The organism is Devosia sp. SD17-2 (assembly GCF_029201565.1).
Classification (GTDB): Bacteria; Pseudomonadota; Alphaproteobacteria; order Rhizobiales; family Devosiaceae; genus Devosia.
Genome location: NZ_CP104002.1, coordinates 3,414,300 through 3,428,634, shown reverse-complemented (window position 1 = coordinate 3,428,634; position 14,335 = coordinate 3,414,300). Strand labels below are relative to the sequence as shown.

Here is a 14,335-nt window from a genome sequence, read left to right as displayed (position 1 = left end):
TTATTTGCCCCGGCCGTAACGCTCGAACGCCGTGTGGGCCGAGGCTGCATCAGCATAGGCTTCCTGGCGGTCAACGCTCCAATAGCTCAGTTCATCGAGCGGGATCGGCTTGCCGGTAATGGCGCAGCGCACGAACGTGCCAGGCTTTAACACCACATAGTCTCCATCGAGATAGCGCAGTGTGGCCTCGGCCGGCGCAAAACCCTTGTCGAAGATGTTCATCGCCTGGCTCCTTGTCTCTGAGGATCGATATAAGGCGCAATGGCCGCGATCAAAAGAGGCTTTCCTGCGACCCGTCGTCCGCTTGTGGACGGGCGGCCTTGCGCTTGGCTGGCGGTGCGCCCGCCACCGACGCTGCGACATCGCCATCGGCAAAGGTCAGCTTCAGTTGATCGCCGGGCTGCAGCGCGGCCTTACCGGTGATCAAGGCACCATTGTCATCATGCACCAGCGCATAACCGCGCGCGAGAACATTGCGATAGCCGAGGCTCGCGAGGAGTTTCCCCAACTGCTCAAGCCCATGGCGGCGGTCTGGAATAATGGTCGCCGAGCCCTTGGCCAGACGCGCCGCTACGGGGGCGAGTTGCCCCTGGGCATGGCGCAGTTCCGCCTTCAGTGGCTGGGTGGATAGGCGTGGTGCCACCCGCCCCAGCGCGGTGCGCTTGCGCTCGAGCGATTGTTCGGTGCTGCCGGCCAGCCGTGCGGCGCGGGGATCAAAGGTCAGTCGCGCCCGCTCGATGGTTTTGGTCAGTCCGGCATCGGAGCGGTGCTGCAAATGGCGCAACTTGTCTCCCAGCTCCGCATGGCGCTGGCGGACGAGGCGCGGCTGCACGGCGCTGGCAAGCTGTGAATAAGCAAGGCGTCGAGATTGGACGAAGTGGCGCAGCGCTCCTGAGAGTTCGCTTGCCGCCAGGTCAAGGCTCTGCCTCTGGGTGGCAACCAGATCAGCCGGGCGCGGTAGGCCCGCGCCAGCGGCGCGCAGCCGATCCTTGAGGCTGATGAGGCTGCGCCGCGCCGCCTGCCGCTGCCGGCTCCCCTGATCTTCGACATAGGCAATGAGCTCGGCGCGGACCGGCACAGCGGCTTCCGCGGCGGCCGTCGGCGTCGGCGCCCGCATGTCGGAAGCGTAGTCGACAAGGGTTGTGTCGGTCTCATGCCCCACTGCAGAGATGACCGGGATGTCCGAATTGGCGACCGCCCGGACGACGGCCTCCTCGTTAAATCCCCAAAGATCCTCGATGGAGCCGCCGCCGCGTGCGACGATAAGAAGGTCCGGTCGCGGAATAGCCCCACCCGGCAAAAGAGCGTTGAACCCCTCGATGGCATTGACCACCTCGGGGGCGCAGCCTTCGCCCTGCACGCGCACCGGCCAAACCAGCACATGGCTGGGGAACCGGTCGGCGAGACGATGGAGAATGTCGCGGATCACGGCGCCGGTCGGCGAAGTGACGACGCCGATCACGCGGGGCAGATAGGGCAGGGGGCGCTTGCGCTCGCGGGCAAAGAGACCTTCGGCGAGCAACTTCTTCCGCCGCTCTTCGAGCAGGGCCATGAGCGCGCCGGCGCCGGCCGGCTCGATATTGTCGATGACGATCTGATATTTCGACGAGCGCGGAAACGTCGTCAGCCGCCCGGTAGCGATGACTTCGAGGCCCTCTTCGGGCCGAAAGGTCAGGCGTCCGAAATTGCCCTTCCAGATGACGGCGTCGATAGAAGCCGCATCATCCTTGAGGGTGAAATAGGCGTGGCCCGAAGAATGCTGCCCGCGATACCCCGAAATCTCGCCGCGCACGCGGACATGGCCGAACTCGTCCTCGACGGTTCGTTTGACCGCCTGGGCGATCTCGGAAACGGTGAATTCGGCGGCATTGGAAAGGATTTCGGCCATGGCTTGTTGGTGGGCGAATTGCCGCCTTCGGTCAAGTCCGGACCGCGGACGGATTCACTACTCAGCGGCCTCGGTAGTGATCGCCTGATCGAGATTGCCCATCGACTGCACGATATGATTGGCGAGCGCGTCGTAGATGCCGCCATAGGCGTGGCTCGAGCGCATCAGCGCGATCTGGGCATCGGTCAGTTGCGGCAGGCCATGATCATCGGAGATCACCCGCATGCCCGGCTGCAGCGCGCTTTCGGGGAGAAAGCCGACAGCCAGGTCGGAGAGAACGGCCGACGATATAGCGGTCGCGTTGGATGAGGTATAGGCGACGCGATAATCCTTGCCGGTCCGGTCAAGAGATTCGAGCGCATCCTTTCGCCAGATGCAGCAGCTGGGGCCGCAGGCGATGGCTAGAGGCTCATTAGCCAGGGCGCGGCCACCATGGCTGGAGACCCAGAACATTTTTTCGGTGCGGAACAGCTCGCCGAAGTTTTGATCGGTCCCCTGTGTAAAGACGATGAGGTCGTATCGTCCGGCCCGCATGCCTTCGAGCAATTGCTCTGACGCCATGCAGGAGACATCCACAGCGATTTTTGGATGCGTGCGCTGAAAGCTGGAGAGGATTACCGGCAGAAGGCGCACCGCATAATCGTCCGGCACGCCGAAGCGGATCGAGCCAGCGAGGTCGCCTTCAGAGAAATGATCGAGAATTTCGGCATTGGTGCGCAGCATTTTTCGGGCGCGCTCATAAAGCACTTCGCCATGGTGGGTGAGCGACACACTGCGCCCGTCCCGCAGGAGCAGGATCTGTCCCAGCCGCTCTTCCAGGCGCTTGATCTGCATGGACACGGCCGATTGGGTCTTGTTCACGCGGCGCGCCGCTTCGGTGAAGCTTCCGCAATCGGCAATGGCGCAAAAGCTCTGCAACTGGTCGAGGTCGAGCGGGGCGGTCATTTCGGATCTCATCACGTGAATTGATCGGTGGGATGAAATCTATTTGTTAGACGAATGGAAGTCCAGCGGCGTATTCCTCTTTCATCAACGCAGATGCGCGCTGAAGCACCGGCCTCCCCCCGGTGGATCCCGTTGCCTTTCGGAGATTTTGAAATGGCTCTCTCGCTTCCCGGCGAGCGGTCACTTGCGGCCGCGACGCCCGCAAATCCTGTCCTTGCGCTCTTCGCGTTCATTGCTGCGCGCCTTGCGCGACGCCGCCAGCGCAAAGCCCTGGAGAGCCTGCTCGATCTCGATGCGACCCGACTGCGCGATCTCGGTGTGACCCGCTCGGACATTTTCGAGGCAATCCGGGCAGAGCAGGGTCGGAGCGCTGCCATGGTGCTCAATGCGGCTCGGGCGAAGGCTGCGCGCGGCTGAAGTCAATGAATTGCGGATCTTTTACGGGTCCGCCACCGCGTTGGTTCGATCACGCAGAGTGATCGTTCCATCTCTCAGGCCGAATTTGCCTTCGGTCCTGTTTCCTGATGACTTGCCGGGCAGTGCAGCGCACTTGCCCGGTTTTTTTGTTCCTTCAAGGCAGAAACTTGACGCCCAGCTCTGCTTCGGTGCGCCAGATGACCTCGCAGGAAAGGCGTTTTCCGTCATCCATCTCGAGGTCGAAGTGGTCGGGTATCCCGATGATTCCCGCGATGATGAGCTTGGCCCCCTCATCTGACAGATTGCGAACCGAGCAGTCGAACGTGGAATATCCACTGTTAATAACGATCTTTCCGCCCTTGAGCGTGCGACGCCTGAAACTTTTGCGGCGCTCCTCGGTCAAGCTGCGAACTCCCGTCAGGGCAGGGCGGCAAAGCCCTCGGTAAAGCCTTCAAGTGAAACCGGAATGCCCACACCTTCTTCTGGCGTCTTAAACACCACAAAAATTGCGTCAGTGCCTTCGGAGAGGATCTTGATCAGATCGTCGTCGAGCTCGACCTCGGCGATGCAGCCATTGGGCAGGCAGCGCACGAAGGCAACGCGCCCCATATCCGTGCCGTCGACATTGAGCCCGAGCCCATTTGGCAGCAGCACGCCGAGCGGCGCCAGGACACGCAGCAGGCGGGCCTCCCGATCGGCCGTGCGCAGCACGATCACCGAAAGCCCGACGTTTGGCTGGTCCTCGGCCAGAACGTTCTGGATAATTGCGCACTGCTCAAAGCTGGCGCCAGGCGGGGTGTCGCAGCTCATCTGCCAGTCGCCATATTCGGCACGAACAGTGCCCTGGGCGAGAGCAGGAGATGCGGTCATCAATGCCACCAGGATTGCGCCAACACCGGCGAGCCGCTTCGCAACGTCCATCACTCTGTTATTTCTCCTGCCGAATCGGGCACTTTTCAGGCGTTTTGTTGTGTTTCTGTCAGGGTCTTGGCCCTGTCAACCGAGCCCAGCTTATCCTATTTTTCGCTCATGAGTACGGCGTGCATGAGGCAATGGGGTGTGGGAGGCTGCAATTTGCCGCAGCGCCGCGCTTTTACGCCGCAATAGACTCAGTCCCTCCGATGTGGTTTAGCTCCGAATGAGTTTTGCGCTCCGAGGTTGAGTCGGGGCGGCGTTAGCTATGCCGCTATTTTTTCCCCTCTTCGTCTCGGTGCCTGCCGCCAGAACAAGTCGATAGGGGATTTATGGTGACCGGTCAGATGATGAGGAAGTTAGGAGCCGCGTTGGCGGCCTCTCTGGCGCTAGCGCCGGCGATGGTTGCTGCCCAGGAGCTGGGTAAGGGGCAGCCTGCGCCTGGCCAGATTCACCTCAATGAATCGGTGACGCCGATCATGGACTCGATCGTGGCGTTCCACGATGGTCCGCTGCTGTGGGCGATCACTGGTATTGTCCTGCTCGTGCTGGTGCTGCTGGTGATTGTGGTGGTTCGCTTCAATGCGAAGGCCAATCCGGTGCCTGCGCGCTTTACCCACAACACTGCGATCGAAGTTGTGTGGACCGTTCTGCCCATCGTGGCTCTCATCATCATTGCCGTGCCGTCCTTTGGCGTGCTGTCGGATCAGATGACCGTGCCCGATGGCGAGCGTAAGTACCTCGGCTCCAACATCTTCTCGTTTGGTGATGTTGAAGTGCCTGCTGCCGATCTGACCGTTAAGGTCTCGGGTGAGCAGTGGTACTGGACCTATGAATACGTCGATGAAGGCGTCTACTTCGACAGCAATATGCTCAACGACGAAGAGCTGGCCGAGCTGAAGCCGAACCAGCCGCGTCTTCTCGCTGTGAACAACGAACTGGTTGTCCCCGTGGATACCACCGTTCGCCTTCAGATCACTGCCAGCCCGTCGGGCGTTATCCATGCCTTCGCCGTGCCTGCTTTTGGTATCAAGGTTGACGCCGTTCCTGGTCGTCTGAACGAAACCTGGTTCAACGCACGCGAGACCGGTCTTTATTACGGTCAGTGCTCCGAGCTGTGCGGCAAGGATCATGCCTACATGCCCGTCGCAGTTCGCGTTGTGACCTCCGAAGAATACGAAGCCTTCATGGCCGCTTTCAAAGAGAGCCGTGACTACGCTAGCGCCGTTACGACGCTGGCCGCCGTCCAGTAAGTCATAGGGTCAGGGGAATATAAATGGCCAATACAGCTCACCTCGAGGCCCATGCCACAGGGCATGATCACGCCGCGCACGACCATCATACGCCCACCGGCTGGCGTCGCTGGCTGTTTTCGACCAACCACAAAGACATCGGTATCATGTACCTGGTGTTCTCGATTGTGGCGGGTATCGTTGGCGGCCTGCTCTCCGGCGTGATGCGCCTGGAACTCCAGGAGCCTGGCATTCAGATCTTCCACGGCCTCGCAGCCATGGTTTATGGCATCAGCGGTGGCGAAGCCATCGATGCCGGCAAGCAGATGTTCAACGTGTTCACCACTGCGCACGCGCTGATCATGGTGTTCTTCATGGTCATGCCTGCCACGATGGGCGGCTTTGCCAACTACTTTGCTCCGCTCATGGTCGGTGCGCCTGATACGGCGTTCCCGCGCATCAACAATATTGCGTTCTGGCTGCTGCCGGTCGCATTCATCCTGTTGCTGCTGAGCCTGTTCTTTGAAGGCGCTCCGGGCACGACCGGTTTTGGTGGCGGCTGGACCGTTTACCCGCCGCTGTCGACCTCGGGTCACCCCGGTCCGGCTCTGGATTTTGCGATCCTGTCGCTGCACGTTGCTGGCGTGAGCTCGATCCTTGGTGCGATCAACCTGATCACCACCATCCTGAACATGCGCGCCCCTGGCATGACCATCCACAAGATGCCGTTGTTTGCCTGGTCCGTGCTGGTCACTGGTTTCCTGCTGCTGCTCGCCCTGCCGGTTCTGGCTGGCGCCATCACCATGCTGCTGACCGACCGCAACTTCGGCACGACCTTCTTCTCGCCTGAAGGTGGCGGCGACCCGATCCTTTACCAGCACTTGTTCTGGTTCTTCGGTCACCCCGAAGTGTACATCATGATCCTGCCGGGCTTCGGCATCATCAGCCACATCGTGGCAACCTTCTCCCGCAAGCCTGTCTTCGGTTACATGGCCATGGCTTACGCTATGGTGGCTATCGGCTTCGTCGGTTTCGTTGTGTGGGCTCACCACATGTACACCACCGGCCTCAGCCTCGACGTCCAGCGCTACTTCGCTGCGGCAACCATGGTGATCGCCGTGCCCACGGGCGTGAAGATCTTCTCGTGGATCGCGACGATGTGGGGTGGCTCGATCACCTTCCGCACGCCCATGCTCTGGGCCATCGGCTTCATCTTCCTGTTCACCGTTGGTGGTGTGACGGGTGTGGTGCTCGCCAATGCCGGTGCTGACCGTATGCTGCATGACACATATTATGTGGTTGCTCACTTCCACTACGTGCTGTCGCTCGGCGCCGTGTTCTCGATCTTCGCTGGCTGGTACTACTGGTACCCCAAGATGTTCGGCTACATGTACTCCGAGTTCCTGGGCAAGCTGCACTTCTGGACCATGTTCGTCGGCGTGAACCTGATCTTCTTCCCGCAGCACTTCCTTGGCCTCGCCGGCATGCCGCGTCGTTACATCGACTACCCGGATGCCTACACCCTGTGGAACCGCGTCTCTTCCGTCGGCTACTACGTGACCTTCGTGGCAATGATCATCTTCTTCTACGCCACCTGGGAAGCCAGCCGTAAGAAGCGTCCGGCCGGTGACAATCCGTGGGGCGATGGTGCAACCACTCTGGAATGGACCCTGAGCTCGCCTCCGCCGTTCCACCAGTTCTCGACCCTGCCGCAGATCGACTCGTCCAAGGCTCACTAAGCGACAGGCTTGATAAAACTCTCCGCGGATCGCGCTTTGTGCGGTCCGCAAGATTAAGGAAAGACAAGTGGCATATCTCGACAGCATGAAGGACGCGCCTGCGATGACAGGCGAAGCTCGGGTAGGTGACTACCTCGCGCTCCTCAAGCCGCGTGTTATGTCGCTTGTGGTTTTCTGCGCACTGGTGGGCATGCTCGTCGCTCCTGGCGACATCAATCCCATCATCGGGCTGATCGCGATCGTTTGTATCGCGATCGGTGGCGGTGCCTCCGGGGCACTCAACATGTGGTATGACGCCGATATCGACGCGGTCATGAGCCGCACCGTCAATCGGCCCATTCCCGCCGGCCGCGTGACCAAGGGCGAAGCTCTGGCGTTCGGCCTGATCCTGTCGGCCTTCTCGGTTGCCCTGCTTGGTCTGGCGACCAATTGGGTTGCCGGCGCCTTCCTGGCCTTCACGATTTTCTTTTACGCTGTCGTCTACACGATCTGGCTCAAGCGCTCGACGCCCCAGAACATCGTTATCGGCGGCGCTGCCGGTGCCTTCCCGCCCATGGTTGGCTGGGCCGCTGTAACCGGCGACATCACCCTCGACAGCTTCGTGCTGTTCCTGATCATCTTCCTCTGGACGCCCCCGCACTTCTGGGCTCTCGCCCTTTACAAGCAGGGTGACTACGGCGCTGCCGGCATCCCGATGATGCCCAATGTTGCCGGTGTGCCGTCGACCAAGCGTCAGATCTTCGTCTATTCCGTTCTCCTGGCGCTGAGCTCCCTGCTGCCTGTCATCCTGGGCTTCTCCAGCCTGATGTATGGCGCGGTTGCTGCCGTCACCGGATTTGGTTTTGTTTTCCTCGCGCTGCGCCTTCTGCGTGCGCCTGACGGGGTCGACATGCGCAAGGCCGCACGCAAGCTCTTCACCTACTCGTTGAGCTATCTGTTCGTGCTCTTCCTGGCCCTGCTCGCCGATCACGTCGTCATCAGCCTAGGAGTGTTGTGATATGGCCAGCCATACCGAACAAATGCCCGCCGGGAATGCTTCGCCTGTTGTGCCCAGCCAGGCTCGCCGCCGCGGCCGCTCGATCGCCCTTGCGGTGGTACTGCTGCTGTTCGCAGTCACGTTCTACGTGCTGACCCTCGTCAAGATGGGTCCGGCGCTGTTTGACCGGATGATGTAATGGCGACCACTGCATTCCAGCCGCGGCATAATGGAAAGACGGGCATTGTCCTGTTCGGCATCGCTGCCGGCATGGTCGGCCTCGCCTTCGCGGCTGTTCCGCTTTACCAGCTCTTCTGCCAGGTGACCGGCTATGGCGGGACCACTCAGGTCGCGAGCGACAATCCCAAGGGTTTGATCGCACGCGAGATGAAGGTTCGCTTCGACGCGAATGTCGAAGACGCACTTCCCTGGAAGGTCACGGCCGCAGCTCCGGTGACAGATCAGATCGGCGCAGTCGATACCGTCAATTACATTGCCACCAATACCTCTGACGAAGTGGTGACGGGTACGGCGATCTTCAACGTCTCGCCTCCCAAGGCCGGCATCTACTTCAACAAGATTGAGTGCTTCTGCTTCACCGAGCAGACACTCCAGCCCGGGGAAACGGTGGAAATGCCCATCGTCTTCTTTGTCGATCCAGACCTGGACGACAATCCGGAACTCAACACGATCAAAGAGATAACTCTCTCTTATACCTTCTACGCTTCAGAGAATGAGGGAAGCTGAACATGGCCGCGATTGAAAAGAACCATGACTACCACATGGTAGAACCGAGCCCGTGGCCCGTCGTGATGTCGGCCGCCGTGCTTGTGATGATGGTCGGCGTCGTTTTCTGGATGCGCGACTGGACCCCGTGGATCTTCGCCATTGGCTTCGCCGGCGTTCTCTACGCCTTCTACGGCTGGTGGTCCGACGTCGTTAAGGAAGCCGAGAACGGCGTTGATCACACCCCAGTCGTGCAGATGCACCACCGCTATGGCATGATCCTGTTCATTGCCTCCGAAGTCATGCTGTTCGCAGCTTTCTTCTGGGCCTATTTCGACGGCTTCTTCCGTCTCGATGACGTCGAGCAGTACACGCGCGTCGCTGCAACCGGTGGTCATTGGCCCCCGACCGGCGTCGAAGTGTTCGACCCGTTCCACCTGCCGCTGTTCAACACCCTCATTCTGTTGACCTCGGGCACCACCGTGACCTGGGCGCACCACGCTCTTCTCGAGAATGATCGTCAGGGTCTGAAGTGGGGCCTCGCCCTCACCGTTGGTCTGGGTATCCTCTTCTCCTTCGTCCAGGCTCTGGAATACAGCCACGCCGGCTTCTCGTTCACCGGCAACATGTATGGCGCGACCTTCGTGATGGCGACCGGCCTGCATGGCTTCCACGTCCTCATCGGTACGATCTTCCTGGCCGTCTGCCTCTTCCGCGCCCTGGCCGGGCATTTCACCCCCGAGCGTCACCTCGGCTTCGAATTCGCTGCCTGGTACTGGCACTTCGTTGACGTGGTCTGGATTTTCCTCTTTGCCACCATCTATGTGTGGGGCAGCTGGGGCGTGGCGCTGAGCCACTAGTCCCGAACAAACAAGGTTTCAGGGGCGCGGCATCAGCTGCGCCCTTTTCTCTTTGGAGATGCTCCATGTCGACGCCCAGCCCGATTTTGACCGGCATTCGCTGCCGCTGCCCGCGCTGCGGCCGGGGACCTCTGTTTGGCAACTATCTCTCCCTGGCGCCGGCATGTTCCAATTGCGGCCTCGACTATTCGTTCGCCGATAGTGGCGATGGGCCCGCCGTATTCGTGATCTTCCTCGTGGCGCCGCTGGTCATCATCCTCGCGCTTGCGGTCGGCTCGGTAATCCCGATGGCGCCATGGGTTCACCTTCTCGTTTGGATACCCGCGACGCTTCTGCTCTGCCTGGTGCTCCTGCCCCCGTTCAAGGGTGTCCTGGTCAATCTTCAATTCAGCAATGATGCCCATGAGGGACACCAATGACCGCGTCTACCACTCGCCCGCTGCGCTGGACTGACTGGCTCTTTGCGGTCTTGATGCTCGTTCTTGCGGCCGTGTGCGCTTTCCTCGGTGCCTGGCAGATGGATCGCCTGGCCGAGAAAGACGCCTTGGTGGCGGCCGTTGATGCGCGCCTGACTTCTGCGCCCATACCGGTGCCTGCGGTCGATCAGTGGTCCAGCCTCGACTATGAAGCTCTGGTTTTCCAGCCCGTCTCGCTGACAGGGGCCTATCGCTACACGCAGACCCTTACGGTCTTCACCAGCCTCTCCAATGCCAATGGCCAATATGGTGGACCCGGTTTCTGGGTCATGACCCCATTCGAGCTCGAGCAGGGTGGCACTGTCTTCGTCAATCGCGGGTTCGTGCCTCAGCAGTACCAGGAGGCCGCAGCGATCGGTGATCTGCACGGCGAAGACCCCGGTATGGTCACGATAACCGGTCTTTTCCGTGAGCCTGAAGTTGCTGGCATGATGACGCCCGAGGCCAATATGTCTGATCGGATCGAGTGGGTGCGCGATCCCGCGCGTATGGCCCTCATGGCCGACCCGAACCTTGCGCCGATTGCGCCGTTCTATGTCGATCTGCCCGCGACCGTGCCGGGCGAACTGCCTCAGGGCGGCGAGACGGTGATCACCTTCCCCAACAACCATTTTGGTTACGCACTGACCTGGTACGGCTTTTCCATTGTCGCGGTTGTCATGCTGGGCTTCTGGCTGTGGCGACAGCGTCGGCCACTCGCCAACTAGGCGCGCAGAAGCTTGCGGCTTTCCCGCGCTTTGACTAGGTTGCGACAATTCTAAGAGGGCATTTCCACCCCATGCAGTTTGTTTCGACGCGCGGCCAGGCGCCGGCGCTTGGTTTCTCCGACGCAGTTTTGGCAGGTCTTGCTTCCGATGGGGGGCTTTATGTTCCTGCATCCTGGCTCCGGATTACGCCGGATGAAATCGCTGGTTATGCTGGCCGTCCCTACGCCGATGTCGCCTATGACATCATCTCCAGGTTCACTGGCGACGAAATTCCGGGCCCCGTCCTCCGCACGATTGTGGATGAGGCCTATGCATCGTTCCGTCACCCGTCCGTCGCGCCGCTCGTAGAGCTTGAGCCCGGACATTTCGTACTTGAACTTTTCCATGGCCCGACCCTGGCGTTCAAGGACGTCGCCATGCAGTTCCTCAGCCGCGTCATGGATCACATCCTGGCCGAGCGCGGCCTCAAGGCGACTATCGTCGGTGCGACCTCTGGTGACACCGGTTCGGCGGCTATTGAAGCCTTCCGCGGCCGCGAAACCACCGACATCTTCATTCTCCATCCGCAGGGCCGCACCTCCGAGGTGCAGCGCCGGCAGATGACGACGGTGCTCGATGACAATGTGCATAACATTGCCCTCGACGGCACGTTCGATGACTGCCAGGACGCGGTGAAGGCGATGTTCAATCATCATGCCTTCCGCGACAGCGTCCGCCTCTCCGGCGTGAACTCCATCAACTGGGGCCGCATCGTTGCGCAGATCGTCTATTATTTCACGGCTGCCGCCTCCCTCGGTGCCCCGCACCGCAAGGTGAGCTTCACCGTGCCGACCGGCAATTTCGGCGACATCTTCGCCGGCTACTGCGCCCAGCGCATGGGCCTGCCGATCGAAAAGCTGGTGATCGCCACCAACGCCAACGACATTCTGCGTCGCACGCTGGATACCGGTCGCTACGAGATGCTTGGCGTTGCGCCGACCATCAGTCCGTCCATGGATATCCAGATCTCGTCCAATTTCGAACGCCTGCTGTTCGAGTCGGTCGGCCGGGACGCTGACGCGGTCAACCGCATGATGTCCGCGCTCAAGCAGTCGCGCGGCTTCGATCTCCCCGAGCAGTCGATTGCCGCCATCCGCCGCGATTTCCTGGCCGGAACGACTGACGAAGCCCAGACCAGCGCAACGATTCTCCAGACCTGGCGTGACGCGGGCTATCTTCTCGACCCCCATACTGCCGTCGGTGTCGCTGTTGCCCGCAAGCTGATCGAAGTCGGCACGCCGATGATCACCCTGTCCACGGCGCATCCGGCCAAATTCCCGGCAGCAGTTTCTGCCGCAGCCGGAAGCACACCGGGCTTGCCCGTGTGGCTGTCTGATCTTTACGATCGGCCGGAGCGCCTGAGTGTTCTGCCCAATGACCAGAGGGCGCTGGAAGACTTCATCTCGTCGCGCACGCGCGCGGCCTGAAACCACTTAAGGGAGTGACGGTACTTCTTGCCGTTGGCTCAGGAGAACGAGTGTGAGCGTACAATCGACGACCCTCGACAACGGCATGGTTGTTTTGACCGACAACATGCCCCACCTCGAAAGCGCCTCGCTGGGCGTCTGGGTAAAGGCGGGTGCCCGGTCTGAACGCAAGGCCGAGCATGGGCTTTCCCATCTTCTCGAGCATATGGCCTTCAAGGGCACCGAGTCCCGCACTGCCCTCCAGATCGCCGAATCGATCGAGAATGTGGGCGGTGATCTCAACGCTGCCACCTCGATTGAGCATACCGGCTATTTCGCCCGCGTCCTCAAGGACGACGTCGCGCTTGCCGCCGATATTCTGGCCGACATCCTCCAGAACTCGACTTTCGACGAAGATGAGATGACCCGCGAAAAGCAGGTCATTGTCCAGGAGATCGGCGCAGCACGCGACAATCCTGACGACCATGTCTTCGATCTCTTCCAGGAAGCGGCGTTTCCCTCGCAGCCGATTGGTCGAACAATTCTCGGTACGGTTGATTCCGTTCGGGACTTCTCGCCGGAGATGGTTCGCAAATATATGCGCCGCAACTATGTGGGTGACCACATGGTCATTTCCGCCGCGGGCAATGTCGACCACGAAGGTCTCGTGGAAGTGGCGCGTGAACGCTTCGCCGATCTCGCCCCCAATGGCGCACCGGCGCCCCAGCGTGCAGAATATAAGGGCGGCCAGGAACGACTGGTATCTGATCACGAGCAGGCCCACATCGTTCTCGGGTTTGAAGGACGCGCCTATAATTCCGACGGCTTTTACGCCGCACAGGTGCTGGCATCTGTGCTCGGCGGGGGCATGAGCTCGCGCCTCTTCCAGGAAATCCGGGAGAAGCGCGGCCTTTGCTATTCGGTCTATTCGTTCCACTGGGCTTTTGCCGACAGCGGTGTCTTTGGCGTTGCCGCGGCGACAGGCGAGGACGAGGTCCCCGAACTGGTCCCCGTCGTCATCGATGAGCTGCGCCGCGCGGCACAGACCATTTCCGACGAAGAAGTGGTGCGCGTGCGCAATCAGATCCGCGCCGGCCTGCTGATGTCGCTGGAGAGCCCTTCGGCCCGCGCCGGTCAGCTGGCGCGCCAGCAGATCCTCTGGGGTCGGACCATCCCGATGCAGGAGACTGTGGAGCGCATCAACCGCATCACGGCCCAGCGCGTTCGCGAAGTCGCCGAGCAGCTCTTCACCTCCGGCATGCCGACCCTTGCCGGTATCGGCCCGATCAGCGGCCTGCCCGATGTCGAGAGCATCGGCGAGCGGCTCAAGAGCTGATCCCATGCTGTGGCCCTGGTCTTCGCCGGCGCCATTGGTCGAACTACGCGGCAAGCGCATGACCATGCGCCTGCCGCACATGCGTGACTATGAGGAATGGGCAGCGCTGCGCCGCGCCAGCCGGGAGTTCCTCAAGCCATTCGAACCGCGCTGGACCGATGCCGACCTGTCACGGCGTCTTTTCGCCCTGCGCGTCAAGCGGGCCCGCATCGAGGCAGAGCAGGGCACCGACTACACCTTTCTCTTGTTCGTGGGTCCTGCCGGCAAGCAGACGCTGGCGGGCGGCATGACCCTCTCCAATATTCGTCGGCGTGCGGCCCAGTTCGTCACCCTCGGCTATTGGATGGGCCAGAGCTATGCGGGCAGGGGGTTGATGAGCGAGGCCGTGTCCATGGCCATGCCCTTCGTCTTCGAAACTCTCGACCTCCATCGCGTCCACGCAGCCTTTCTCCCCACAAATATCGCGTCACGCCGCGTGCTCGAAAAGAACGGTTTTGTCGAAGAGGGATTTGCCGAACGCTATCTCCAGATCGACGGCCGCTGGGAAGATCACGTCATGATGGGCCTAACGCGCGAGCGCTGGGATCTGCTGCGACTGAGCCGGCGCACGGCAACTTTCTAGCACTTGTTCACGGTGTTGCTGGCCTGCAACACCCCCCAAAGCTTGTCCCGGCCA

General features: G+C 61.0%; 17 protein-coding genes. 12 read left to right on the top strand and 5 right to left on the bottom strand.

Going from position 1 to position 14,335, the window contains the following annotated elements; translation table 11 throughout:
* Genes NYQ88_RS16845 through NYQ88_RS16835 form a run of 3 tightly spaced genes read right to left on the bottom strand, consistent with a single transcriptional unit; the run spans position 1 to position 2,833 of the window.
* Positions 1–222, bottom strand: a complete 222-nt coding sequence (locus tag NYQ88_RS16845; protein WP_275652260.1) for a DUF2093 domain-containing protein — start codon at positions 220–222, stop codon at positions 1–3.
* 49 nt (positions 223–271) lie between these two features.
* Complete coding sequence (gene xseA, locus NYQ88_RS16840) at positions 272–1,888, bottom strand: exodeoxyribonuclease VII large subunit (RefSeq protein ID WP_275652259.1); 1,617 nt, start codon at positions 1,886–1,888, stop codon at positions 272–274.
* Positions 1,889–1,945: 57 nt separating this feature from the next.
* Positions 1,946–2,833 carry a LysR family transcriptional regulator gene (locus NYQ88_RS16835; RefSeq protein WP_275652258.1) on the bottom strand — a complete coding sequence of 296 codons (888 nt, stop codon included), beginning with the start codon at positions 2,831–2,833 and terminating at the stop codon, positions 1,946–1,948.
* A 153-nt stretch (positions 2,834–2,986) separates the two neighbouring features.
* Between NYQ88_RS16835 and NYQ88_RS16830 the strand changes: the two genes are divergently transcribed.
* Complete coding sequence (locus tag NYQ88_RS16830; protein WP_275652257.1) at positions 2,987–3,250, top strand: hypothetical protein; 264 nt, start codon at positions 2,987–2,989, stop codon at positions 3,248–3,250.
* Positions 3,251–3,404: 154 nt separating this feature from the next.
* On the opposite strand, the gene NYQ88_RS16825 is transcribed toward NYQ88_RS16830, so the two are convergent.
* Entirely contained in the window at positions 3,405–3,653 is a 249-nt protein-coding gene (locus NYQ88_RS16825; protein WP_275652256.1) for a PilZ domain-containing protein, read from the bottom strand.
* A 14-nt stretch (positions 3,654–3,667) separates the two neighbouring features.
* On the bottom strand, positions 3,668–4,171 hold the full coding sequence (locus NYQ88_RS16820) for an invasion associated locus B family protein (protein WP_275654942.1): 504 nt from the start codon (positions 4,169–4,171) through the stop codon (positions 3,668–3,670).
* 362 nt (positions 4,172–4,533) lie between these two features.
* Here NYQ88_RS16820 and coxB point away from each other — a divergent pair, with 362 nt between their 5' ends.
* The 11 genes from coxB to NYQ88_RS16765 all read left to right on the top strand — a co-directional run bounded on the left by coxB (position 4,534) and on the right by NYQ88_RS16765 (position 14,281).
* Positions 4,534–5,415 carry a cytochrome c oxidase subunit II gene (coxB, locus tag NYQ88_RS16815; protein WP_275652255.1) on the top strand — a complete coding sequence of 294 codons (882 nt, stop codon included), beginning with the start codon at positions 4,534–4,536 and terminating at the stop codon, positions 5,413–5,415.
* A gap of 23 nt (positions 5,416–5,438) precedes the next feature.
* Positions 5,439–7,133 (top strand): cytochrome c oxidase subunit I, encoded by a 1,695-nt coding sequence (gene ctaD / locus NYQ88_RS16810; protein ID WP_275652254.1) that lies wholly within the window; start codon positions 5,439–5,441, stop codon positions 7,131–7,133.
* A gap of 85 nt (positions 7,134–7,218) precedes the next feature.
* The gene (locus NYQ88_RS16805) at positions 7,219–8,130 is read left to right on the top strand and encodes a heme o synthase (RefSeq protein ID WP_275654941.1); all 912 of its coding nucleotides are present in this window, start codon (positions 7,219–7,221) and stop codon (positions 8,128–8,130) included.
* 1 nt (position 8,131) lies between these two features.
* Positions 8,132–8,308: a hypothetical protein gene (locus tag NYQ88_RS16800; RefSeq protein WP_275652253.1), complete on the top strand. Its 177-nt coding sequence runs from the start codon at positions 8,132–8,134 to the stop codon at positions 8,306–8,308.
* Positions 8,308–8,856 (top strand): cytochrome c oxidase assembly protein, encoded by a 549-nt coding sequence (locus NYQ88_RS16795; protein ID WP_275652252.1) that lies wholly within the window; start codon positions 8,308–8,310, stop codon positions 8,854–8,856. Before NYQ88_RS16800 ends, NYQ88_RS16795 begins: the two co-directional genes overlap by 1 nt.
* 2 nt (positions 8,857–8,858) lie before the next feature.
* The gene (locus tag NYQ88_RS16790) at positions 8,859–9,695 is read left to right on the top strand and encodes a cytochrome c oxidase subunit 3 (RefSeq protein WP_275652251.1); all 837 of its coding nucleotides are present in this window, start codon (positions 8,859–8,861) and stop codon (positions 9,693–9,695) included.
* A 65-nt stretch (positions 9,696–9,760) separates the two neighbouring features.
* Entirely contained in the window at positions 9,761–10,114 is a 354-nt protein-coding gene (locus NYQ88_RS16785) for a DUF983 domain-containing protein (protein ID WP_275652250.1), read from the top strand.
* Positions 10,111–10,878 carry an SURF1 family protein gene (locus tag NYQ88_RS16780; RefSeq protein WP_275652248.1) on the top strand — a complete coding sequence of 256 codons (768 nt, stop codon included), beginning with the start codon at positions 10,111–10,113 and terminating at the stop codon, positions 10,876–10,878. Before NYQ88_RS16785 ends, NYQ88_RS16780 begins: the two co-directional genes overlap by 4 nt.
* A gap of 71 nt (positions 10,879–10,949) precedes the next feature.
* Positions 10,950–12,344 (top strand): threonine synthase, encoded by a 1,395-nt coding sequence (gene thrC / locus NYQ88_RS16775; protein WP_275652247.1) that lies wholly within the window; start codon positions 10,950–10,952, stop codon positions 12,342–12,344.
* 52 nt (positions 12,345–12,396) lie between these two features.
* Positions 12,397–13,659, top strand: a complete 1,263-nt coding sequence (locus NYQ88_RS16770; protein WP_275652246.1) for a pitrilysin family protein — start codon at positions 12,397–12,399, stop codon at positions 13,657–13,659.
* 4 nt (positions 13,660–13,663) lie between these two features.
* A complete protein-coding gene (locus NYQ88_RS16765) occupies positions 13,664–14,281 on the top strand; it encodes a GNAT family N-acetyltransferase (RefSeq protein ID WP_275652245.1) in 618 nt (205 codons plus the stop codon).
* Positions 14,282–14,335 lie beyond the last annotated feature (54 nt).

Excerpts from the sequence above, each read along its gene's own strand:
- NYQ88_RS16845 (WP_275652260.1), bottom strand. The coding sequence starts at position 222 with ATGAACATCTTCGACAAGGGTTTTGCGCCGGCCGAGGCCACACTGCGC.
- xseA (WP_275652259.1), bottom strand. The coding sequence starts at position 1,888 with ATGGCCGAAATCCTTTCCAATGCCGCCGAATTCACCGTTTCCGAGATC.
- NYQ88_RS16835 (WP_275652258.1), bottom strand. The coding sequence starts at position 2,833 with ATGACCGCCCCGCTCGACCTCGACCAGTTGCAGAGCTTTTGCGCCATT.
- NYQ88_RS16830 (WP_275652257.1), top strand. The coding sequence starts at position 2,987 with ATGGCTCTCTCGCTTCCCGGCGAGCGGTCACTTGCGGCCGCGACGCCC.
- NYQ88_RS16820 (WP_275654942.1), bottom strand. The coding sequence starts at position 4,171 with ATGGACGTTGCGAAGCGGCTCGCCGGTGTTGGCGCAATCCTGGTGGCA.
- ctaD (WP_275652254.1), top strand. The coding sequence starts at position 5,439 with ATGGCCAATACAGCTCACCTCGAGGCCCATGCCACAGGGCATGATCAC.
- NYQ88_RS16805 (WP_275654941.1), top strand. The coding sequence starts at position 7,219 with ATGAAGGACGCGCCTGCGATGACAGGCGAAGCTCGGGTAGGTGACTAC.
- NYQ88_RS16800 (WP_275652253.1), top strand. The coding sequence starts at position 8,132 with ATGGCCAGCCATACCGAACAAATGCCCGCCGGGAATGCTTCGCCTGTT.
- NYQ88_RS16795 (WP_275652252.1), top strand. The coding sequence starts at position 8,308 with ATGGCGACCACTGCATTCCAGCCGCGGCATAATGGAAAGACGGGCATT.
- NYQ88_RS16790 (WP_275652251.1), top strand. The coding sequence starts at position 8,859 with ATGGCCGCGATTGAAAAGAACCATGACTACCACATGGTAGAACCGAGC.
- NYQ88_RS16785 (WP_275652250.1), top strand. The coding sequence starts at position 9,761 with ATGTCGACGCCCAGCCCGATTTTGACCGGCATTCGCTGCCGCTGCCCG.
- NYQ88_RS16780 (WP_275652248.1), top strand. The coding sequence starts at position 10,111 with ATGACCGCGTCTACCACTCGCCCGCTGCGCTGGACTGACTGGCTCTTT.
- thrC (WP_275652247.1), top strand. The coding sequence starts at position 10,950 with ATGCAGTTTGTTTCGACGCGCGGCCAGGCGCCGGCGCTTGGTTTCTCC.
- NYQ88_RS16765 (WP_275652245.1), top strand. The coding sequence starts at position 13,664 with ATGCTGTGGCCCTGGTCTTCGCCGGCGCCATTGGTCGAACTACGCGGC.